The following is a 22,520-nucleotide window of genomic DNA, read 5'->3' on the forward strand; positions in this document are numbered from 1 at the left end:
GGGGCATCCCTTCCCGGACGCCCCGGCGGTCAGCCCTCGCCCTGTACGTACCGCAGGACGCCCCACATGCTGTGCTCGTCGGCAGCGGCGGGGGCGTCCTGCGGGCCGTTGGGCGGGCCGCTCGTGCGGCACGCCTCCAGCTCCTTGGCGAGGGCGCCCGCGTCCGTCCCGGAGCCGATGAGTACGAGCTGGGTGGTCCTCGGCTCGTCGCGCCCCCACGGCTCCGGGTAGAAGCGCAGGAACCGGCCCACGGCGTGCACCCCGTACCGGTTGCGCGGATCGGCCGGGCCGAAGTCGACGTACCCCTTGATCCGGTAGAGCCCCTCCGGCCTGGCGTCCAGGAATTCCATGAGCCGGCGCGGGTCCATGGGCCTGTCGGAGCTGAAGGAGACGCTCTCGTACGCCGCGTGCGGGTGCTCGTCGCCGCAGGCGTGCGCGTCGGTGTCGTCCTCGCCGCGCAGGTCGTCGAAGGACAGCTGGCGGACCTTCTCCTCGGCGTCCGGCCGCTGCGCCGGATCGAAGAGCAGCTGCGGATCGATCCGCCCGTACGCCGCGCGGACGACGGCCGCGGAGCCGCTCAGACCCCGGACGGTGTCCAGGACGCGCCCCAGCCGCTCCTCCCCCACCCGGTCCGTCTTGTTCAGTACGACCAGGTCGGCGACGGCGAGATGCCGGTCGATCTCGGGGTGACGCTCCCGCGTCGCGTCGAACTCGACTGCGTCGACGACCTCGGCCAGCCCGCCGTACACGATCCGCTCGTTCTCGCTCGCAAGGATCATGCGGACGAGTTCCTGCGGTTCCGCGAGACCGCTCGCCTCGATGACGATCACGTCGAGACGGGCGGCGGGGCGGGTCAGTTTCTCCAGGTACTCGTCGAGCTGACTCGCGTCGACGGCGCAGCACAGGCACCCGTTGCCGAGTGAGACGGTGGAGTCCCCGAGCTGCCCGGCGACCGCCATGGCGTCGATCTCGATGGCGCCGAAGTCATTGACGATCGCACCGATCCGGGTGCCCCGGCTGCGGGCGAGCAGGTGGTTGAGCAAGGTGGTCTTGCCGGAACCCAGGAATCCCGCGAGGACGATGACCGGGATCTGCTTCCTGTCCACGCTCACCAGGGGCCTTTCTCTTGGTCCGGGAAGGGGCCGCCCCAGGATATTCGGCACCGCCGGCGCTCCGACGGCCACGGAAGCCGCACGGAGGCGGAGGGCGGGATTTCGGAAAGGTGTGCCGGGCGCTCTACCGTTCACAGACATGAGCGCCGCATCCACCACCTCCGGCAGACGACTGCGTCTGGGCTGGCCCCAGCGCGTCTTCTCGCAGGTGCTCCTGATGCAGCTGGCCATCGCCACCGGCGTCACCGTGCTCGTCACCGGCCTCTTCCTCGCCCCGCTGAGCGCTCAGCTCGACCAGGAGGCGATGCGCCGGGCGCTCTCCATCGCGCAGACGACCGCGGCCCAGCCGCGGCTCGCGGACGCGGTGGCCAGGTCGCGGCCGGCCGTCGACGGACCCGTGCAGGCGGAGGCGGAGCGCATCAGGCGCTCCACCGGCGCCGAGTACGTCGTGATCATGGACGAGCGCGGTGTCCGCTGGTCCCACACCGACCCGCGCCAGATCGGCGGGGTCGTCTCCACCGACCCCAGCCAGGCCCTGGCGGGCCGCGAGGTCATGGAGATCGACGAGGGTACGCTCGGCCGCTCCGCCCGCGGCAAGGTCCCGCTGCGCGACACCGGCGGCGGGATCGTCGGCGCGGTGTCGGTCGGCATCGAGTACGACAGCGTCCGCGCCCGGCTGCTCGCGGCCATCCCCGGGCTGCTGGCGTACGCGGGCGGGGCGCTCGCGGTCGGAGCGGTCGCGGCGTACCTCATCTCCCGGAGACTTCAGCGGCAGACCCACGACCTGGCCTTCTCCGACATCTCGGCGCTGCTGGCCGAACGCGAGGCGATGCTGCACGGCATCCGCGAAGGCGTCGTCGCCCTGGACGCCGGGGGCAGGATCCGGCTGATGAACGACGAGGCGCAGCGGCTGCTCGGTCTCGGCGCCGAGGCCACCGGACGCCCGCTCGACGAGGTGCTCGGCAAGGGGCGTACGGCGGACGTACTGGCGGGGCGGGTGACCGGTGACGACCTGCTGACCGTGCGAGGGCACCGGGTCCTGGTCACCAACCGGATGCCGACCGACGACGGCGGCGCGGTGGCGACCCTGCGTGACCGTACCGAGCTGGAACGGCTGGGGCGCGAGCTGGACTCTACGCGCGGTCTGATCGACGCCCTGCGTGCGCAGGACCACGAGCACGCCAACCGGATGCATACGCTGCTGGGGCTGCTGGAGCTGGGCATGCACGAGGAGGCGGTGGAGTTCGTGACGGAGGCCGCCGAGGTGCACCGCGCCACCGCCGAGCAGATCACCGAGAAGATTCACGACCCGATGCTCGCGGCGCTGCTGGTCGGGAAGGCCACCGTCGCGGCCGAGCGCGGGGTCGCGCTGCGGCTCTCCGGCGCGACGCTGTTGCCGGACCGGCTGGTGGACCCGCGCGGCCTGGTCACCGTGGTCGGCAACCTGGTGGACAACGCGCTGGACGCGTCGGCCGGGTCCCCGGACGCCGTGATCGAGGTCGAGCTGCGGGCGCGGGAGCGGGCGGCCGTGCTGCGGGTGACCGACAGCGGGCCCGGCGTTCCGGCGGAGCAGCGGGAGCTGATCTTCACCGAGGGGTGGTCGACCAAGGAGCTGCCCGCCCACGGCAAGCGCGGCCTCGGCCTCGCCATGGTGCGCAGGCTCGCGGAACGCCAGGGCGGCAGCGCCCGGGTCGGCGAGGGGGCCGGGGGCGGCGCGGAGTTCACCGTCGTACTGCCGGAGGCGCTGGCCCCCGCCACGCTGAGCGAGGCGGGGGCGGTCATCGGGTACGGGGCGGCCGGAGCCAGCGCGGGAGGCCCAGGGACGGCCGAAGCCGGCGCAGCGGACCCGAGGACGGCCGGAGCGGACGCGGGAGCGGACGCAGCGGAGCTGGACACGGCGGGAGAGACGCAGTGATCGACGTACTCGTGGTGGACGACGATGTACGCGTCGCGGAGATCAACGCCGCGTACGTGGCCAAGGTCGCGGGCTTCCATGTCGTCGGCCGGGCGCACTCGGCCGCGGACGCGCTGGCTCACCTGCGCACCCACCACGTCGACCTGGTGCTCCTGGACCACTACCTGCCGGACGGGAACGGACTCGCGCTCGTCCGGGAGCTGCGCGGGCTCGGCCTCCAGACAGACGTGATCATGGTGACGGCCGCGCGCGACATCGGCACCGTGCAGGCGGCGATGCGCCAGGGCGCCCTCCAGTACCTGGTGAAGCCCTTCAACTTCGCCGGGCTGCGCACCAAGCTGGAGGCGTACGCGGCGCTGCGGCGCACCCTCGACGGGGGTGGCGAGGCGGAACAGGCCGAGGTGGACCGCATCTTCGGCGCCCTCTCGGTGCCCGGCTCCCCGGACCTCCCGAAGGGGCACTCGCCGACCACGGCGGAACTGGTCCGGCAGGTGCTGCTGACGGCCGACGGGCCGCTGTCCGCGCAGGAGATCGCGGAACGGGCGGGCATGAGCCGGCAGACCGCACAGCGCTACCTGAAGCTGCTGGAGCGGTCGGGACGTGTACGGCTCAGCCTCAAGTACGGCGAGACCGGCCGCCCGGAGCACCGGTACGCGTGGACGGCGAGCAGCAGCGGCTGAGCGCGGGGCGCGCCCGCGGCAGTCCGGGCCCGGTCGAGCCCTGACCCGTACCCGTATCCGTACGCGTACCCGTACCCGTACGTACGGCACGTCGGTCAGGCTTCGGTCGGTCCCCGGCGGCCTACGGCCTCACACCGCCCCGGCGCCCGTCAGCGAGCGCACCTCGGTCTCCGCGTGCTTGGCCTCGTCCGGCGGTTCGGGCGACAGCGCCGTACCGGCCCAGCCCGCGAGGAAGCCGAACGGGATCGAGACCAGGCCGGGATTCTCCAGCGGAAAGAGCTGGAAGTCGACGCCGGGGAACAGCGACGCGGGGCTGCCGGAAACGACCGGCGAGAGCAGCACCAGGAGCACCGCCGGGACCAGGCCGCCGTACACCGACCAGACCGCGCCACGGGTGGTGAAGTTCCGCCAGAACAGCGAGTAGAGCAGCACCGGCAGATTCGCGGACGCCGCGACCGCGAAGGCCAGGCCGACGAGGAAGGCGACGTTCAGGTCGCGGGCGAGCAGGCCGAGGGCGATGGCCACGGCCCCGATCCCGGCCGCCGCCACCCTGGCCACCGCGACCTCGCTGTACCGCCTGGCGTGGCGGCGCCGCAGCGAGGCGTACAGATCGTGCGCGACGGAGGCCGAGGAGGCCAGCGTGATCCCCGCCACGACCGCGAGGATGGTGGCGAAGGCGACAGCCGCGACGACGGCGAAGAGAACCGTTCCTCCAGTGGAGCCCGCGCCGCCCCCCAGATCGAGCGCGAGCAGCGGAACCGCCGTGTTCCCCGCAGGACTGGACTCCCGTACCTCGTCGGAACCGACCACCGCCGCCGCACCGAAGCCGAGCACGATGGTCATCAGGTAGAAGCTGCCGATGAGGCCGATCGCCCAGACGACCGAGCGGCGGGCGGCTCGCGCGGTCGGCACGGTGTAGAAGCGGGACAGGATGTGCGGCAGACCGGCCGTGCCGAGGACGAGCGCGAGGCCGAGGCTGATGAAGTCGAGGCGGGCCGTCCAGTCCCCGCCGTACCGGAGACCGGGCGCCAGGAAGTCCCTTCCGTGGCCGCTGCGCTCGGCGGCGGAGAGCAGCAGCTGGTTGAAGTCGCCGTGGAAGCGCACCAGGACGAGCACGGTGAGCGTGACCGTACCGGCCATGAGCAGCACTGCCTTGACGATCTGGATCCAGGTGGTGGCCCGCATCCCTCCCAGCGATACGTAGATCACCATCAGCGCGCCCACGCCGATGACCGTCCAGGTGCGCGCGGCCTCGCTGCTTCCGCCCAGCAGCAGCGCGACCAGGCTGCCCGCCCCCACCATCTGCGCCACCAGATAGAGAACGGACACGGTGACCGAGGAAGTTCCCGCCGCGATGCGCACGGGCCGCTCGCGCATCCGCGCCGCGACGACGTCCGCGAGGGTGAACCTGCCGCAGTTGCGGACGAGTTCGGCGACGAGGAACAGCACGACGAGCCACGCGACCAGGAAGCCGACGGAGTACAGCATGCCGTCGTAGCCGAAGAGCGCGATCAGGCCGGAGATGCCGAGGAAGGAAGCGGCGGACATGTAGTCGCCCGCGATGGCGAAACCGTTCTCCATGGGCGAGAACAGTCGCCCTCCCGCGTAGAACTCCTCCGCCGAACCACGCCGGTTGCGGCTCACCCAGGTCGTGATCGCCAGGGTCGCCGCGACGAACGCGCAGAACAGCAGCAGCGCGAGTGCCTGGTGGTCGCCGGTCATCGCGTGATCCCCCTGGTCAGTTCCTGGGTGTCCCAGCGCAGATCGAGCGCCGCGCGGTCCCTGCGCAGCCGCGCGTGCCGTGCGTACGCCCAGGTCAGCAGGAAGGTGGTGAGGAACTGCCCGAGCCCGGCCACCATCGCCACGTTCACCGCGCCCGCGACCGGGCGGGCCATCAGCTCGTGCGCGGTGGTCGCCGCGACGACGTAGACGACGTACCAGGAGAAGAAGGCCAGCGATGCCGGGACGACGAACCGCCGGTAGCGGCCGCGCACTTCCTGGAAGGCGGCGCTGCGCTGGACCTCCAGGTAGATGTCGGCGGCACTGTTGCCGGGCGCGTGGCCGGCGGGGGCGGCCGGCGCGAGCGGCGCGGGGGCGCCCGTGCCGTCGAGTTCGCCCCAGCCGGAGGCGAGCGCGTCGTACCAGGGATCGTCGATCCGCACCGCCGCGGCCTCGCGCCCGTCCTGCTTCTCCACAGAACAACTCTCCTTGTCCGCGAACGAATTGTCCGCGTGCCCAAGGATGGACAGAGTGGGAAGATCCCGGACTCTTCAATCCCCGCACTTCACCCCATCAGGTGACGGATGTTCCCGGCGGCTGTGCGAGTCCGTGCCGGTCCGCGTACGGACGGCCTGCGCCCGGTCACGGACGCCCGCCTTGGCGAAGAGGTTGTTGAGGTGGGCCACCGGTACGACGCCGGCGGCTCCCTGGGAAGACTCCCGCGCCGTACGCCCGCCCAGAGGCCCCCGGGCGGGCCGCAGTGGAGCGGCGTGCGGGTGGAGCTGTGCGCTCCACCCGCGGGTGGACTGTGCGGAGCCCGGCGCCGCCGCGCCGCCGCCTCAGGCGTCGATGCGCGAGCGGTCCAGGGTGGCCGCCGAACTGGTGATGAACTCCTTACGAGGGGCCACCTCGTTGCCCATCAGCAGGTCGAACACCTGCTCGGAGGATTCCAGGTCGCCGATGTTGATGCGGCGCAGCGTGCGGTGACGGGGGTCCATCGTGGTCTCCGCCAGCTGGTCCGCGTCCATCTCGCCGAGGCCCTTGTAGCGCTGGATGGAGTCCTTGTAGCGCACGTTCTTGCGCTGGTACTCCAGCAGCGTCTGCCGGAGCTCGCTGTCCGAGTACGTGTAGACGTACTTCTCCTGGCCCTTCTTGGGCTGGACCAGCTCGATCCGGTGCAGCGGCGGCACGGCGGCGAAGACGCGTCCCGCCTCCACCATCGGCCGCATGTAGCGCTGAAAGAGCGTCAGCAGCAGGCAGCGGATGTGCGCGCCGTCGACGTCGGCGTCGACGAGGAGCACGATCTTGCCGTAGCGGGCGGCGTCAAGGTCGAAGGTCCGGCCGGACCCCGCTCCTATGACCTGGATGATGGCGCCGCACTCGGCGTTCTTGAGCATGTCCGAGACGGACGACTTCTGGACGTTGAGGATCTTGCCTCGGATGGGCAGCAGTGCCTGGAATTCGGAGTTCCGGGCGAGCTTCGCCGTACCGAGCGCCGAGTCTCCCTCGACGATGAACAGCTCGCTGCGCTCCACGTCGTCGCTGCGGCAGTCGGCGAGCTTCGCCGGCAGTGAGGAGGACTCCAGCGCGGTCTTGCGACGCTGCGCCTCCTTGTGCTGGCGGGCCGCGATGCGCGTGCGGGCGGCGGCGACGACCTTCTCCATGACGGAGCGCGCCTGCTGCTTCGCGTCGCGCTTGGTGGAGGTCAGGAAGGTCTTGAGCTCCTTGGCGACGACGTTGCCGACGATCCGCGCGGCCGCCGAAGTACCGAGCACTTCCTTCGTCTGGCCCTCGAACTGCGGCTCGGCCAGCCGCACCGTGACGACCGCGGTGAGGCCCTCCATGGCGTCGTCCTTGACGACGTCGTCCTCGGCGACGCGCAGCAGCTTGGCCGAGCGCAGCGCCTCATTGACGGTCTTGGTGAGGGACCGCTCGAAGCCGGAGATGTGCGTGCCGCCCTTGGGGGTGGCGATGATGTTGACGAAGGACCGGACGGTGGTGTCGTACCCGGTGCCCCAGCGCAGCGCGATGTCCACGCCCAGCTCACGGGTGACCTCGGTGGCCGTCATGTGCCCGCGGTCGTCGAGGACGGGCACGGTCTCCTTGAAGGTGCCCTGCCCGCTCAGCCGCAGGACGTCACAGACCGCCTTGTCCTGCGCGAGGTACTCACAGAATTCGCTGATGCCGCCGTCGAAGCGGAAGACCTCCTCGGTCTTGCCCTCGCTCTCTATGGCGCGCTCGTCGCGTACGACGATGGTCAGTCCGGGTACCAGGAAGGCCGTCTGGCGGGCGCGCTGGTAGAGCGTCTCCAGGTTGAGCTTGGCGTCCTTGAGGAAGATCTGGTGGTCGGCCCAGTAGCGCACGCGCGTGCCGGTGCGCGTCTTGGGGACGCGCTTGCCCTTGCGCAGCCCGTTCGCCGGCTCGAAGGGGGAGTCGGGGCCCGACTCGATGAACATGCCGGGGACGCCGCGCCGGAAGCTGATGGTGTGGGTGGCGCTGTTGCGGTCGACCTCGACGTCGAGGCGGGCGGAGAGGGCGTTGACCACGGAGGCGCCGACGCCGTGCAGGCCGCCGGAGGCCGCGTAGGACCCGCCTCCGAACTTTCCGCCGGCGTGCAGCTTGGTCATCACGACCTCGACGCCGGACAGGCCCGTCTTGGGCTCGACGTCGACCGGGATACCGCGGCCGTTGTCCTTCACCTCGACCGAGCCGTCCTCGTGGAGGACGACCTCGATGTGGTCGCAGTAGCCGCCGAGGGCCTCGTCGACGGAATTGTCGATAATCTCCCAGAGGCAGTGCATCAGGCCGCGGCTGTCGGTGGACCCGATGTACATGCCGGGTCGTTTGCGGACGGCCTCGAGCCCCTCGAGTACGAGGAGGTGCCGCGCGGTGTAGTTGGAACCGTCACGGTCTGCACCGGTCAGAAGCGCAGTGGACGGCACGGACGTTTCGGCGGTCACGCGGTTCGCTCCTCGCTGAATTTCAAATGTGTCCCGATGGGGTACGGGCCCGGCGTGGGTCGCCGGTCAGAGGGTACCGAGGCCTGGTAGAGCCGATGTAACGCCACCCTCAGGAAAACTCATGCTAGTCCAGAGTCGTATGCACGTTCGATCCCTCGAAGGGGTGACGTGGACATCACGTTCCCTTCTAGGCATGAACCATTTAGGCTCCGGGCACGTCCTCAATCACAACCGGCAAGCCAGCCGGGAGGGCAAACACCCAACCGACGCGAAACCGTAGAGCGACGCAATACGGCTCCTTCGCCGCTAACCGGCAACAGACAGCCACCTCGGAAGAAATTTCAAGGAAAAGCCACGAGCGGGAACGTTTTCGGCCTGGTTGGATGTTGACCCTGGTACGACAGCTCGTCGAGCTAGAGAAGAGGCGACGTGACTACTGTTCTGACCCCCGCGAGCCCCCTGACGGCCGCTGACCGATGCGACCGATGCGGCGCCCAGGCCTACCTGCGCGTTGTCCTGGCCAGCGGCGGCGAACTGCTCTTTTGCGCCCACCACGGACGTAAGTTCGAGCCGGAACTCAAGAAGATCGCCGCTGAAATACAGGACGAGACCGACCGGCTGACCCCCGCGCCGCCGTCCCCGGAAGACGAGGAACGCTGACCCCTCCTCGCACTCCCGACGAGCCAAAGGCTGGCCACAAACCGGTCGACGGGCGGTCTCCCCGGTTTCCGGGGAAGGCCGCCCGTACTCGTACGCTGCAAGCGTAATCAGTTTCTTGCCACCCAGGTTTCAGGCGCCGCCGAGAGGCGTGCGTACACGCCGGGATTGGCCGCCTGACCGCAGCCACTCCCCCAGGAGACGAGTCCGATCAGCCGGCCGTCCGCCACCAGCGGCCCGCCGCTGTCCCCCTGGCAGGCGTCGTGGCCGCCGCTCTCGTCACCCGCGCACAGCATCGTGTCCGCCCGGTACGTGGCTTTGTTGTACCCCGGGTAGGCGCGCTCACAGGCGCTGTCGGGCAGCACCTTGACGAGTGCGGCCCGCAACTCGTCCGCGTACGTCCCGTCGCCCTTCGTGTCGCCCCAGCCGTAGACCACCGCACCCGTGCCCGCCTTGTACGCCGTATGACCTGCTCCGGCGGCCTTGATGGCGTGACCCGCGGAGAGCGGGCTCGACAGCGTCAGCAGGGCGAAGTCACCCGCGTTGCTCTTGGCGTCGTACGCCGGATTGAGCTGGACACCGCTCACCGCGACCTCCTGGCCGCCCGTACCCTTCAACGTGCCGCGGCCGGCGATGACGGCCAGGTCGCGCACCTGCCCCAGCGGTACGCCCAGTACGTCCGAGCTCACGCAGTGCGCTGCCGTGAGCACCTTGGCGGGCGCCACCAGCACTCCCCCGCAGAATTGTCCCGCCCGCGTACCCCCGAACCGGTCACGGCTGGAGAGGGCGACCACCCACGGCGACTGCGAGATCTCTACCGGCTGTCCCCCGATCACGACACCGTCCGGGGTGGTGGTGCCCCCCGCGGCCCCTGGCGCCGCGACGGCCATGGCCATCAGGGCCAGCGCCCCTGTCAGTGGTCCGGCGAAAGAGCGACGCATACGGCCTCCTGGCTCGGTGCTGCAATGGCACCACCAGCGTCGGCCGGAGACCTGCGCGCCGCACCCGCGAAAAGCCGCGGGCCCGGAGCCCCCGTACGGGATTCCGGGCCCCCGGCCCGAGCGGTGTGCGTCCTGGGCGCGCTCCCAGGTGTACGTGCCGGGTACTAGTCGAGGTAGTCGCGCAGTACCTGCGAGCGCGAGGGGTGGCGCAGCTTCGACATGGTCTTCGACTCGATCTGGCGGATGCGCTCACGCGTCACGCCGTAGACCTTGCCGATCTCGTCCAGCGTCTTCGGCTGACCGTCGGTGAGGCCGAACCGCATGGACACGACGCCCGCCTCGCGCTCGGAGAGGGTGTCGAGCACCGAGTGCAGCTGCTCCTGGAGGAGTGTGAACGAGACGGCGTCGGCCGGGACGACCGCCTCGGAGTCCTCGATGAGGTCGCCGAACTCACTGTCGCCGTCCTCGCCGAGCGGGGTGTGCAGCGAGATGGGCTCGCGGCCGTACTTCTGGACCTCGATGACCTTCTCGGGGTCATGTCGAGTTCCTTGGCCAGCTCCTCCGGGGTGGGCTCGCGGCCCAGGTCCTGGAGCATCTGGCGCTGCACGCGCGCGAGCTTGTTGATGACCTCGACCATGTGCACCGGGATACGGATGGTGCGGGCCTGGTCGGCCATCGCGCGGGTGATCGCCTGCCGGATCCACCAGGTGGCGTACGTCGAGAACTTGTAGCCCTTGGTGTAGTCGAACTTCTCGACGGCGCGGATCAGGCCCAGGTTCCCCTCCTGGATCAGGTCCAGGAAGAGCATGCCGCGGCCGGTGTAGCGCTTGGCCAGCGAGACGACCAGGCGGAGGTTGGCTTCGAGCAGGTGGTTCTTGGCGCGGCGGCCGTCCTCCGCGATGATCTCCAGCTCGCGCTTGAGCTTCGGGGCGAGCTTGTCGCTGCTGGCCAGCTTGTCCTCGGCGAACAGGCCCGCCTCGATGCGCTTGGCGAGTTCCACCTCCTGCTCGGCGTTGAGGAGGGGGACCTTGCCGATCTGCTTGAGGTAGTCCTTGACGGGGTCGGCGGTGGCGCCGGCGACAGCCACCTGCTGCGCGGGCGCGTCGTCCTCGTCCTCGTCGGAGAGGACGAAGCCCTTCTCGCCGCCCTCCTCCTCCTCGTCGGCGCCCGGCTTGACCGGGGTCTCCTCGGTGGAGTCCTCGCCGGTGGCCTCGTCGGCGTCCTTCTTGGCGGAGGTCTTCTTGGCCGCCGTCTTCTTGGCCGTGGTCTTCTTCGCCGCTGTCTTCTTGGCTGCCGTCTTCTTCGCGGCGGCCTTCTTGACCGGCTCGGGGGCCACGGCATCGTCTTCGGCCACGGCGAGGGCGTCGACGGTCTCCGGGGCCGGAGCGGCTGTCGCCGCGACCGTCCTGGCGGTGGCCGGCTGCGGCGCGCCCGCCGCGACGGCCTTGGTGGCGGTGCGCTTGGCCGGGCTCTTCGCTGCGACGCTCTTGCGGGGGCGCTTGGGCGACTCCGCGGCAGTGACCATCAGCGTCACACCCTCTTCCTCGAGGATCTGGTTCAGGCTGCGCAGAACGTTCTTCCACTGGGCCGCCGGAATCTGGTCGGCCAAGAATGCCTGGCGCACGTCATCGCCCGCGATCTGCCCATCAGCCTTTCCCCGCTCGATGAGCGCCATCACAGACTCGGACTCGGCGATCTCCGGCGGGAGCGTACGGGATGTGCTGGCCGACACGAACAACCTCTCGGAACGATGGAAACGGCTTTCGGCCTCGCCCTGAGTTCGGGCCACGACCGACGACATCGGCGGGGGATGTACCGACGGCGCAGGTTGAACCTCGGACTGGTTACAGCGCCACGTTCGGCGGCTGTATTCCCTCTTCGGCTGTCACCTCTTAGGTCATCGCACAGTTCCGCGGAGTGTTACGCCCAATCTGGGTGGTCCGAGTCACACCCCGTACGAAATGAGGAAGAACAGAAGGGACATTGGCCCCCATCAGCTCACATCCGTGTCGCAACCGTGTCGCCGGACCCCATGGGATCCGGCGACACGAGGTTGATCGGCGCGGCCGGGCCGCAAGGTACCCACCCTGGCCGTGGCGCTTGGTCCGTCGTCGGCGGTCAGTGCTCGCGCGGCGCCGGCACCACTCGCTCCACTTCCGGGTGAACGGCGAGCAGTTGGCGCATGGCGGTCTCGGCTGCCATGGCGTCGCCCGTGGCCAGCGCGTCGACGGTGCGGGAGTGGTGCACGAGAGCGGCCTCGGTGGGGCGGTCACAGCCGGTGAGAGGGCCGCCTGACACCTGGAGCGCGGCGGAGACGATGCCGGAGAGGTGTTCGAGCATCCGGTTGCCGGCGAGCTGGATGAGCAGGGAGTGGAACTCGGCGTCGGCGCGGGAGAACGTCAGGGAGTCGCCCTGCGTAAGGGCATGGCCCATGATCTCGACCATGTCGCCGAGTCGCTGCTGAAGGTCCTCGCGTCCGTGCCCGGCGGCGAGGCGGGCGGCGAGCGGCTCGATCATCCACCGCAGTTCACCCAGCTCCCGGCGCTGGTCGTCGCGCTGCGGACCGAAGGCCCGCCATTCGATGATGTCGGGGTCCAGCAGGTTCCAGTCACTGACGGGGCGGACTCGGGTGCCGACGTTGGGGCGGGCGCTGACCAGGCCCTTCGCCTCCAGTACGCGCAGGGATTCGCGTACGACGGTACGGGAGACCTCGAACCGCTGGCCGATCTCCTCGGGGACGAGCGGACGGTCGGCGCCGAGGTCGCCCGAGACGATCATCTGGCCGAGCTGCTGGACGAGTTGGCCGTGGAGCCCACGGCCCCGGCTGCCCGCCGCACGGCGGCCCATCCGGCCAAGGTCCGTGTCGGCCCCGTCCCAGGCGGGCACGCCGACGCGATCGGCGCCCGGCGCCTCCGCGTAGGGGTAGCGGTCGAGTTCACCCGGCCCGGCGAGGCCGGAATCGGCGGGGCGGGAGGCGGTCATCATGGTGTGCGCAAGGGTACTCACGGATCCTTTGTCGGCGGGACTTCCTTGACCCTTGAGGTCTTTGGTGAAAAGCACACGAAAGGGTGATCGCCGCCCACCCTGCAATTGACGACTTATCGGAAAGAAACGGGCGTTATGCGGGGAGTTGTGAGCGGCCGTCAGCCCTGACAGCCCGAGCCGGTCACCAATAGGTCCTGCGGCGAAGCCCAGTGAACAGATATGCGCAAAGTAGGGCACAGAGCGACAACGCCAGTGCTGCGCCGACCGGTTGGGCCGCCACTCTCATCGCGACCACCAGCCACTGATCGATCTCGTACGGCCACTGAAGCCAGGCCACTTCACGCAGCCTGCCGGGGAGTCCGGCCACCGACCGTGCGGACGGACCCACAACCACCCGTTGCGCGACCGGAGCCACCAGCACCGGCACCGCGAGCACCGCGGCCACTCCGGCCGCCGTGGCCCGGAACACCCCCGCGCCGAGCAGCCCGGCCCAGGCGCAGCCGACGGTCAGCCCCGACCAACTGACGGCCATCGACGCCCATTTGTCCGGTACGCGCATCAAGTCCTCGCCGTACACCAGCCTCAGGGCCTGGGCGTCGGCCACCACGACAAGGAGCCCCAGTACCAGCGCGGCCGCGGCGGAGACGGCCAGCTTGGCGAGCAGCAGTCCTACGCGGCGGGGGACCGTGCCGCGGGCAGCCGCCAGGGCGGGTAGCGGTACTCCTCGCCGAAGGCGATGGCGCCGAGGAGCCCGGCGCCGAACGCGGCGGGCGGCAGGGGCAGGAGGTCCGGCCAGGCGGCGAGAAGGGCGGGCAGGGGGGCGCTGCCGACGCGGGCCAGCAGTACGGAGATCGTCACGGAGGCGACCAGGACGGCGGTGGCGACGAGGAGCGTCGTCCTCGTACCAAGAAGGCGGTGCAGTTCGTAGCGCAGGGGGCGGAGCGGGCTGCGGGCCGGACGCAGCGGCGGCCGGGGAGGGGCCGTCGCCGAGGCCCTGGCCCCGGCCTCCCCCGCGACCGGAGGGCCGGCGGCGGGCGCCCGCTGCCGGGCGGGGGCAGGTCCCGCGTCGCCGGTCTCCTCGGCGAGCCGGTGGACCGGGATGCCGTGCCGGAAGGCGGTCTCACCGATCCGTGCGCAGTCACTGCCGTAGACGGAGAGGCGGTTGCCGCCCTCGGTGACGACTTCGACGGCGCGCCGCTCGGCGCGGGCCTCACGGGTGACCAGGGCGCCGAGGCGGGCGGCGTGCGGCGTCCTGACGGCGACGCGGGGGCGGAGCCTGGTCCTGGCGAACTCGGCGGCTTCCTGGTCCGCGACGAGGCGCCCGCGTTCGATGGTGACGACCCGGTCGGCGGTACGGGCGGCCTCCTTGGCGTCACGGGTGGTGTACAGGACCGTGCCCCCCTGGGCCGCGTGAGCGCGCAGCAGCCCGAACAGCCAGCTGTTCTCGCGTGGCGAGAGCCCTTTGGCCGGGTCGTCGAGGAGCAGTGTGTGCGGGTCGCCCAACAGGGCGGAGGCGAGGCCGAGTCGGCGGTCCATGCCCAGGGACAGCGTGCCGAGGCGCTCGTCGGCGAGGGCTGCGAGACCGACGAGGTCGAGCATGTCGTTCGCACGGGCGGCCGATACGCCGACGGCGGCGCAGAGCATGCGGAGCTGGCCGCGGGCGGTGCGCCCCGGATGGCCCGGCACATCACCGAGGAGCGCCCCGACCTCGCGGGCGGGGTGGGCGATCCGGTGCAAGGGGCGGCCGCGGAAGTACGTGACGCCGCGGCCCGGTGCGAGGTCGAGCATCAGCCTGAGCGCGGCGGTCTTCCCGGAGCCAGCGGCCCCGAGGAGGGCCGTGACCTGCCCCGGCCGGGCCTCGAAGGTGAGGTCGTCGACAGCGGGCGGCTGTTCCCGGCGGGGGGCGCTGGTGAGTCCGATGGCCTGGAGCATCGCTTCTCTCGCGGAGAGGGGAGACCGCTCGGCGGCAGAGCGGTATCGCAGCAAGATAACGCGACATATCCGACTTTTTGTGTAATGGCGGGTGTGCGGGTGTCCGAGGGCGGACATCCGGACCCGCGACCGGGCTCGCCCGTCAGACCTCGGGACGCAGCATCGGCGGATTGAGCAGCGTCGCCCCGCCCGCCCGGAACAGCTGTGCGGGCCTGCCGCCCTGCCGGGTCGTGGTCCCGCCGGAAGGGACGAGGAATCCCGGGGTGCCGGTGACCTTGCGGTGGAAGTTGCGGGGGTCGAGCGCGACGCCCCAGACGGCTTCGTACACACGCCGCAGCTCGCCGACCGTGAACTCCGGGGGGCAGAAGGCAGTCGCGAGCGACGAGTACTCGATCTTCGAACGGGCGCGCTCCACGCCGTCCGCGAGGATCTGGGCATGATCGAAGGCGAGCGGCGCCGGCGGCTCGTCCTCGCGGCCGAAATCACTCTCCTGGCCCAGCAGCGCCTCCACCGGCGCCCAGCGCGCGCTGTGCGCGTCGCCGCCGGCCCGTGGGGCGGGAAGATCCGGGGCGAGGACCAGATAGGCCACGCTTACCACTCGCATACGGGGGTCGCGCTTCGGGTCTCCGTATGTGGCGAGCTGTTCCAGGTGCGCCCCGTTCCCGATCGACGGCGTGCCGGGTTCGTGCGCGCACAGCCCGGTCTCCTCGGCGAGTTCGCGCGCGGCGGCCGCCCCAAGGTCCTCCTCCGCCCGCACGAAACCGCCGGGGAGCGCCCAGCGGCCCTGATAGGGCTGCTCGCCGCGGCGTACGACCAGTGCGCAGAGCGCGTGGCGGCGCACGGTGAGTACGACCAGATCCACGGTGACGGCGAAGGGAGGAAAGGCCGATGGGTCGTAAGGCGACATGCCGCGATCATAGTCGTCTGCCTGACGATAAACAGTCCTGTCGGCACGTAAACCGCCGGTCACGGCGGCTTCTTCGCGCCACTCCCCCGGGCTCACGCGTCAGCCTCCCAACTGGAGGGCGCCGGCGGCTTCCTCGACCAGGCCGAGCCCGAGTCTGCTGATCCGCACGGCGAAGGGTTCCCCCGCCACGCGCAGACCGGAGAACTGCACGGCGCCGAGCGGCGCGCCGCGTAGAGGGAACAGCGCGACGGTGCCCGCCGGGGCGTCCGGCCGGATGCCGGCGAGCGCGGTCAGCAGGTGGACACCGGAGGCGGCGGCCACCGCCGCGGGCCGGCACGCGGCGGGGTGCGGCACCGGAAGGCTGCCCGCGGTGCGCTGCTCTCCGGCGTACATCTCCGGCAGCCGGTTGCCGAACGCCGCCGCCGCGTCGAGCACCCCGCGCAGCAGCGCGGTCGCCTCCCGCTCGTACCCGGCCGCAGCGAGTCCGGCGACGGCCACGGCCGTCTCGTGCACGCGCACGGCGCCGCCGCGGTGCCCGAAGGGGCTGTGGCCGGTCTCCTTGGTGCCAAGGCTGCGCAGGCCCCAGCCCGAGTCCATCGCCGGACCTCCTAGCAGCCGCGCCAGCTGCTCGGTCCGCACCCGGTCCAGCAGGCCCGGCGCCTGCGTGCCCCCGCCGAGCAGTCCCGTGTCCAGGAGGTGCGCGGCGGCGCCGCCGAGGTGCGGGACGAGCCGCCCGGCGGCGGTGACGGCCGCCGGGGGCCGGCCGCCCGCGCGGTCGTCGATCCAGAAACGCTCCCGGAATGTACGGCGCAGCTCGGCCGCCCACTCACGCCATCCTTCGGCGCCCGGCCTCCCGCACTCGGCCAGCAGGTCCGCGCCGAGCACGGCCGCCCGGTGGGCGTGGGCCTGGGTCTCGACGCGCCTGGACCCGCCGGGCCCCCGGTCCGGCAGGCAGCCGTCGTCGTCAGCCGCTCTGCGCAGCCACAGCAGGCAGCGTTCCGCCACGGGCAGCAGCTCCTCCAGGTCCTCCTCCGCCAGCCCCCACCGTCTCGCCTCCGCCAGGACCACCGGGAAGGCCAGCGTCGCCTCCACACCCGTGCAGCTGGGCGGCAGATGCGGTCCCGCGTCCCTGAGGGGGCCCGGCAGCCGCCCGTGGTCCGGCCCCGCGCCGGTCAGTTGGGTACGGGCGACGGCGCGCAGCGTGGACGCGGCAAGCCGGGTACCGAGCGGCAGCGTCATCCGCGCCGCCCACAGCGCCTCGGCCGGCGCCAGCCCACAGCGTCAGGGGATTCCCGCCGCCAGGTACATGTCCGCCGGGTTGCGGGTGTCGCGCATCAGCAGGGCGCGCAGATCGTCGAGGCTGGTCCGCAGCAGCTCCCCCACCCGGGCGTCGTCCCCCTCCGCCGCCGGCTCGGAGAGCGAGAGCGGTCCCGGCCCGGTCCGCACCGGCGGCCGGGCCCCTCGGTCGGCCCGGATCCGGAGCTCGATGGCGCGCGAGGCCCCGGGCAGCAACTCGATTTCCCAGCGCAGCAGACCGGCGGAGGCGATCGCGTCCTGGGGCGGCGGGTCGGCGGTGACCACGGCCTGGGCTCCCCCCGCCGACCAGCGCAGCCCCGCGGCGTGGACACCGGCGGGCAGCTCGGGCCCCGGGCGGCCGGCGGCGACCGCGCCGAGGTCCGCGAGGTCGGTGCCGAGGCAGATCTCCACCCTCAGCCGCACGGTCCGCCGCGCGGAGCTGCGCAGGACGATCCGTTCGATGCCCTCGGCGTACCGCAGCCGCTCCACGACGATCTCGGGGTCGGGTCCGGTGCCGGCGGGAGTGCGCACCACACCCGTGAACCGGGCACGGCCTGCCGAGACGAGCCTGCCCTGCAAAGCGACCGGTTCGCGTCCCGCGACCCTCAGGTGACAGCGGGAGAGCAGTCGGCGTCCCGACCGGTAGAAGCCCTCCAGACCGTGTCCGGTCAGTTGCCCGTTCTCGCCGGAGAAGGCGAGCCCGGGCAGGTCCGCGCAGACGAGCAGGGCATGCACCGGGGGCAGCTCACCGGGAGGCCGGACACCTCCTGCCGACGGCTTTCCCACGGCGGCGGGGGACGGGGCGGTGAGGGTCATGCGGTGCCTCCTCTGCGCTCGTGACAGCCACACCGGCGAAAGCGGTGCGGGGCGTTCGCGGTACCGCCACACGTGTGAACGTCCGCATCACCTCCCTGGTCACGGCTGTCATCGTTCGCTCCTCCCGTGCTGACCGTCCTGCCGCCGTACGCCACCTCGCGCGCCGCCCGCTCCGGGCCGGGCCTTGGCGGGCGGTGCGCTCTGCCGGGCGGCTGCCTGCGGCCGTACGGAGCGTGTGGCCTGCCGGGTACGTACGACGCGCGGGCGGGGCCGCTTGCGCTCCGCGCGCTCCTGGCGGAGGCAGCGCCGTAGCGATTCGGGGTCGACGCCCTCGTTGCACGCCTGGTGCGGGAGCTGCGCGAAGGTGTACTCCGGGTCGGTCTGCAAGGCCCGGCCGAGGGCGACCCTGGCCCCCGGCTCGTCGCCGGTCGACCTTCTCTGCACTAACGCGGTTGCTGGCGGTGCCCGGTGACGACCATCGAGGAGGCGATGACGCTCGCGACGTTCGGGGCTGTGTGGGCGGTGCTCGCCGTCGGCCACAATCTCGCGGATCACGTGTTCGGTCAGAGTGATCACCAGGCTGCGAACAAGGGTGCGCCGTCGGCGACGGATGTCGCCGACGGCGCGAGTCCGCGGCAGGGCTGGTCCGCGTGCCTTAGCCATGTCGCCCAATACCACCTGGTCATGGCGGTGATGGTGGCCCTGGCGTGGGCCGTGTTGCCGCTTCAGATCAGCTGGACCGGTCTGGCAGCCGGACTGGTCGTTTCTGCGGTGACCCATGCGTTCTTCGATCGCCGTTGGCCGGTGCGATGGTTGTTGCAGCACACCGGTTCGCCGGAGTTCGCGGAGCTGAGGGCGGCCGGGATGAACGGGATGTATTTGACCGATCAGGCCCTGCACCAGACCGCTCTTCTGGTGTCCGCTCTCCTGATCACCCGTCTGTGAGCGGGGGCCTTTGATGAGGAAGCCCCAGGTCAACGGTCCCGCTGCGTTGGAAGCGCTGTGCCTGTCCGCGTTTGCCGCGAAGGAAGGTGAGGGTCAAGTCGATGCCTTCGATCTCACCCTGCCAATCCTCGGCGACTGCCCGCTTGCGGCGTTCGACCAGGTCCTGCTCCAGTTCGTCCAGACGCGGCAGCATCTTGGGATTGACGCTCAGCATCGGGCAGCGAATGCAGGCGTGCTCGTGGGCGCAAGAGGTCCCGTAGGGCCGGCCGCAGGACCCCAGCTCGACCCGGCGCTTGTCGAAGTGCTGCTGGAAGTCGCTCCACTCCTCGGTGCTGGGGTCGCGGTACTCGTCCTTGGGCCGCTCGGCTCGGCGCCGGGCGAGGAACTGCTGGTACTGGCTGATCACGTCCTCGTCGAACACGGCGACGTAGCCACGAGTAGTTCGGATATCAAGATGTCCGAGCAGAGCCGCGCCGATGTGGATGGGCAGGCCGTTGTTCACGAGCTCGGTGGCGAAGAGCCTTCGGAAGTCATGGGGCGCGAACTTCACGCCCTGGAACTGCGGGTGCGTCACCGCGAGGGCGTCGCAGGACCGTTTGATCATGCGCCAGATGGTCGTGGTGGACATACCGCGCTGGGTGCCTCCGTGGAAGGTCTGGAAGAGGTAAGGCAGCTCTTCGCTCCAGACCTTTTCGTGCAGGTCGTAGCGGGTGCAGACCGGGACGGTGCCGTGCTGGTCGCGGTGGCGCCGGATGATCTGCGCGATGACGTGGAACAGCTCGGCCGACATGGGGATGACCCGCTCCCGGTCGCTCTTGGATGGGGAGACGACCAGCAGGGCCACGACTTCGCCGCTGGACCGCTGGTACTGCCGGACGCTGAGGTGGGTCAACTCGGTCAGCTCCTCGGCCCGCAACCCGGCCAGCCGCAGGGTCTCCACGACGGCCCACTGCCAGAAGACGGTGTTCTCGTCCCTGGAGAGGTGAACCAGCTCGCCGGTGGAGCGGTTGACCGCACGGACCGGCGGCCGGTTGTGCCGCTGATCCTTGGTGGAAACCCGCAACCAGGTCGTGCCATCCGCGACGAATTCCTCACCGTTTTCGACCTGCTGGGCGGCTTCGAGCAGGCTCCGCAGGCGGTGCCAGGTGTCGTTGACGTGCTGGGACAGGACCGGCAGGAGTGGCTGGCGGTCGCGGGTGCGGTTGGCCATTCGCTCTTGCAGCCGGCGCCGTCGCAGGTGGAACCAGCGCAGGTCAGCGTCGCGGACCGGGCAGGGGGCGACCCACTTCGTCCAGCGTTCCGGTTCGGCGACGGCCCAGGTGTGAAGGTCCAGGTAGAGAGCGCGGACGGCCATGAGTGGTCCGTCGACGTCCAGTCGTGGATTGCCGCTTGGCAGGACCAGCAGCCACTCCTTCCACTGCGTGAAGGTCTCCTCCGAAAGCCGGAGGTCGGCCTGGTCCGGATTGATCGCCTCGATCTGCTTCCAGAACACCTTGACCAGCAGGTTCGTCAGCTGCCGCAGGGTGGAGTAGTCCAGTCCGGCGGAGCGTCGGCGGATGTACTCGACCAGGACATCGCGGACCTCGCGGTTGCGCAGGTTGTGGCGGTCGACGGATTCCTCGACGGAGACCTGCCCGCGGGTCACCGCGGCCCGGAAGGTGCGGGGTGCGGAGGCCGGGAACTGCCCCATGTCGTGGAGGATCGGCCAAGCCAGGGTTCCCGCGTAGCTGCCCGAGTCCGCTCGCTCACCAGCCAGGCCACGATTCCGGGACTCGATGGCGTAGTGCAGCAAGGCTTCCGGCGTCAGGTCCTTCAAGTCGATGCCGAAGACAGTCAGCGCGCAACAGACATCGAACTTGGTTCTGGAGCGGCGGGCCTGAGCCATCGGCAGCTGGTCCGCCCGCGAGCAGAATTCCTCCAGCCACGGGTCGTTCGCGACGCCGCAGAACCACGGTGCGTAGTGGAAGAAGCGGTTGCAGCGGAACCCCAGCAAGGTGGGGCGGACCAGCCGCATGGCGAAGGCGTAACCGGTCCCCCGGTTCAGCCGGTTGCGCAGGTACTTGTCGTCGCCGGCCACGTCCCCGACAGGATTTCCCTGGTCGTGTCCGGACGCTTCCCATCGCTCCTGCCAGGTCGCTCCGGGAAACGTGCCGAGGTGGCCGAGGAAGTCCCGCATGGCACCACGCTGGTTGTACTTCAGCTGCTCGGACTGCGAGAAGTGGTCGGCGGTGACCTTGATGATCTCCTGCGGCGACGCGGTGCTGAAGTCGCCCAGGGAGCGGGGCGGCCGGCTCGGGAGCGGAGGCGGCGCCGGGGTGAGCGCGCTCGGCGTGAAGTTGCCGGCCGGGACCTTGCTGTCGTTCTCGTGACGGCGGACCCGGTTGGTCGTCGGGCCCTTCAGCCGCAGGCTGTTGCCGACCTTACTTCCCGGCACCGAACACCGCCTCGATGTCGTCCGCGGCGTACTGGGTGGGCCAGGACGTCGGCTGAAGAGGCCGGGAGTAATGGGCGGCGAGCTTGTCGACCAGGTCGTCCAGGCCGACGACCGTGTAGAGCTCGGTGGTGCTGATATGCGCGTGCCGCAAGATCGTCTGTACTTCCACCAGTGTCAGATCCGGGTCGCGGGCCATTCGTGTGGCGGCGGTGTGCCGCAGGTCGTGCAGGGTCCAGTTCGAATCGAGCTTCTCGACCGCCCGCTGAATGATCCGGCGGGCAGCCCAGTAGGTCAGGGGCCGGGGCTCGCCCCGGCGGGTTCGCCAGACCGGGACTCCGTCCGGTGGCAGGCCGGTCTCGTCCAGGTAGGTGGCGAGGTAGGCCAGGGCCTCCGGGGAGGCCGGGACGGGCTGACGGGCCCGGGTGCCCTTGGTGATCACCCAGAGCTGGCCCTTGGTCCAGTCGATGTCTCCGAGTTCGATGCCCAGCAGTTCCGAGGCGCGGGCGCCGGAGGAGACATAGCAGGACATCAGGGCCCGGTCCCGGGCGCATCCCATCTGCGCGAAGAGCTCTTCCCACTGCTGATCGGACATGGCCCGCGGCTGCCGGACGGTCATCTTCGGCCTCAGCCGACCCCGCCGGTGCTGAACCCGGGATTCCAGCGGCGAACGGTGGGCCAGCGCGGCCCGGCGGGCCCGGTTCTCCGGGACGGGATTGAGTACGGGGCCGCGCCCGAAGTGCATGTGGAAGGAGTAGAAGCCGTGGACCACAGTCAGGTTGTGGGCGATCGTCGCGGGCGCGTATCCGGCCCGCAGCCTGGGCTTTCCAGTCTTCGGGTTCACCGATCCGGGCTGGGGGCCGCCGGGGCGTCGCTGCCGCTGGGGATTACGGGCGTGGCGGAGCCAGCCCACCAGGGCGACGGCTTCCGCCTCGGTGACCTGTTCCCATCCCACATCCAGGGCCCACAGGACCCGGAACCACCGCAGCAGGTCGTACGCATAGCTCCGGCAGGTCTCGGGACTGGCGTCGCCCAGCATCCGGTCCCGCAGGTACCGGCTGGCCGGCTCGACCTCGCGGTCAGCGGCATCCACCACGAACCACGGCAGCGACGGCGCCGTACCCGGCACCACCGCCCCCACCCGGGGCAGCCGTACCCGGCCGTCAATCAGATCGCGATGAAGCGAAGGAGTCTCGTGCATCCCCAAATGCTCACCATTCACGG

At 70.9% G+C, this 22,520-nt stretch carries 14 protein-coding genes and 4 pseudogenes; 4 read left to right on the forward strand and 14 right to left on the reverse strand.

Translation table 11 applies throughout. From position 1 onward, the window contains the following. Positions 1 to 29 precede the first annotated feature (29 nt). Entirely contained in the window at positions 30 to 1,106 is a 1,077-nt protein-coding gene (locus AS594_RS09205) for a CobW family GTP-binding protein (RefSeq protein ID WP_420877890.1), read from the reverse strand. A gap of 145 nt (positions 1,107 to 1,251) precedes the next feature. On the opposite strand from AS594_RS09205, the gene AS594_RS09210 reads away from it, so the two are divergent. Together AS594_RS09210 and AS594_RS09215 are read left to right on the forward strand one after the other, a co-directional pair. Beyond that, a complete protein-coding gene (locus tag AS594_RS09210) occupies positions 1,252 to 3,027 on the forward strand; it encodes a sensor histidine kinase (protein ID WP_069933180.1) in 1,776 nt (591 codons plus the stop codon). Then, a complete protein-coding gene (locus AS594_RS09215; RefSeq protein ID WP_069926514.1) occupies positions 3,024 to 3,707 on the forward strand; it encodes a DUF7342 family protein in 684 nt (227 codons plus the stop codon). Before AS594_RS09210 ends, AS594_RS09215 begins: the two co-directional genes overlap by 4 nt. A 129-nt stretch (positions 3,708 to 3,836) precedes the next feature. Here AS594_RS09215 and AS594_RS09220 read toward each other — a convergent pair whose 3' ends face one another. From AS594_RS09220 to AS594_RS09230, 4 genes and pseudogenes are all read right to left on the reverse strand, one after another. Next, complete coding sequence (locus AS594_RS09220) at positions 3,837 to 5,429, reverse strand: solute symporter family protein (RefSeq protein WP_069926515.1); 1,593 nt, start codon at positions 5,427 to 5,429, stop codon at positions 3,837 to 3,839. Next, positions 5,426 to 5,902 (reverse strand): DUF485 domain-containing protein, encoded by a 477-nt coding sequence (locus tag AS594_RS09225; protein WP_069926516.1) that lies wholly within the window; start codon positions 5,900 to 5,902, stop codon positions 5,426 to 5,428. The genes AS594_RS09220 and AS594_RS09225 overlap by 4 nt, the downstream gene beginning before the upstream one ends. Positions 5,903 to 5,999: 97 nt before the next feature. Then, a pseudogene (locus AS594_RS47905) lies at positions 6,000 to 6,109 on the reverse strand (DNA-binding response regulator); the annotation flags it as partial. Between the two features lie 156 nt (positions 6,110 to 6,265). Beyond that, entirely contained in the window at positions 6,266 to 8,386 is a 2,121-nt protein-coding gene (locus AS594_RS09230) for a DNA gyrase/topoisomerase IV subunit B (protein ID WP_069926517.1), read from the reverse strand. 429 nt (positions 8,387 to 8,815) lie between these two features. Here AS594_RS09230 and AS594_RS09235 point away from each other — a divergent pair, with 429 nt between their 5' ends. Next, entirely contained in the window at positions 8,816 to 9,046 is a 231-nt protein-coding gene (locus AS594_RS09235) for a DUF7455 domain-containing protein (protein ID WP_069926518.1), read from the forward strand. A 107-nt stretch (positions 9,047 to 9,153) separates the two neighbouring features. Here AS594_RS09235 and AS594_RS09240 read toward each other — a convergent pair whose 3' ends face one another. The 7 genes and pseudogenes from AS594_RS09240 to AS594_RS47910 form a co-directional block, all read right to left on the reverse strand. Next, positions 9,154 to 9,984, reverse strand: coding sequence for a S1 family serine peptidase (locus AS594_RS09240; protein ID WP_069926519.1), 831 nt, complete (start codon positions 9,982 to 9,984; stop codon positions 9,154 to 9,156). A gap of 164 nt (positions 9,985 to 10,148) precedes the next feature. Next, a pseudogene (locus tag AS594_RS09245) lies at positions 10,149 to 11,716 on the reverse strand (RNA polymerase sigma factor). Between the two features lie 386 nt (positions 11,717 to 12,102). Continuing rightward, positions 12,103 to 12,990 carry a FadR/GntR family transcriptional regulator gene (locus AS594_RS09250; RefSeq protein WP_176733160.1) on the reverse strand — a complete coding sequence of 296 codons (888 nt, stop codon included), beginning with the start codon at positions 12,988 to 12,990 and terminating at the stop codon, positions 12,103 to 12,105. Between the two features lie 160 nt (positions 12,991 to 13,150). After that, a pseudogene (locus AS594_RS09255) lies at positions 13,151 to 14,901 on the reverse strand (ATP-binding cassette domain-containing protein). Positions 14,902 to 15,043: 142 nt separating this feature from the next. Further along, positions 15,044 to 15,808 (reverse strand): NUDIX hydrolase, encoded by a 765-nt coding sequence (locus AS594_RS09260; protein WP_069926522.1) that lies wholly within the window; start codon positions 15,806 to 15,808, stop codon positions 15,044 to 15,046. Positions 15,809 to 15,907: 99 nt separating this feature from the next. Continuing rightward, a pseudogene (locus AS594_RS09265) lies at positions 15,908 to 17,920 on the reverse strand (glycogen debranching N-terminal domain-containing protein). 108 nt (positions 17,921 to 18,028) lie between these two features. After that, the gene (locus AS594_RS47910) at positions 18,029 to 18,496 is read right to left on the reverse strand and encodes a DUF4192 family protein (RefSeq protein ID WP_420877768.1); all 468 of its coding nucleotides are present in this window, start codon (positions 18,494 to 18,496) and stop codon (positions 18,029 to 18,031) included. Between AS594_RS47910 and AS594_RS47545 the strand changes: the two genes are divergently transcribed. Further along, positions 18,389 to 18,865 (forward strand): hypothetical protein, encoded by a 477-nt coding sequence (locus AS594_RS47545; RefSeq protein ID WP_338120226.1) that lies wholly within the window; start codon positions 18,389 to 18,391, stop codon positions 18,863 to 18,865. The genes AS594_RS47910 and AS594_RS47545 overlap by 108 nt on opposite strands. On the opposite strand, the gene AS594_RS09280 is transcribed toward AS594_RS47545, so the two are convergent. Next, positions 18,852 to 21,299, reverse strand: a complete 2,448-nt coding sequence (locus AS594_RS09280; RefSeq protein ID WP_240508973.1) for a tyrosine-type recombinase/integrase — start codon at positions 21,297 to 21,299, stop codon at positions 18,852 to 18,854. The genes AS594_RS47545 and AS594_RS09280 overlap by 14 nt on opposite strands. Then, positions 21,286 to 22,497, reverse strand: a complete 1,212-nt coding sequence (locus tag AS594_RS09285) for a tyrosine-type recombinase/integrase (protein ID WP_338120151.1) — start codon at positions 22,495 to 22,497, stop codon at positions 21,286 to 21,288. Before AS594_RS09285 ends, AS594_RS09280 begins: the two co-directional genes overlap by 14 nt. Positions 22,498 to 22,520 lie beyond the last annotated feature (23 nt).

Origin of the sequence: Streptomyces agglomeratus, assembly GCF_001746415.1 — a bacterium.
GTDB classification, from domain to species: Bacteria; Actinomycetota; Actinomycetes; order Streptomycetales; family Streptomycetaceae; genus Streptomyces; species Streptomyces agglomeratus.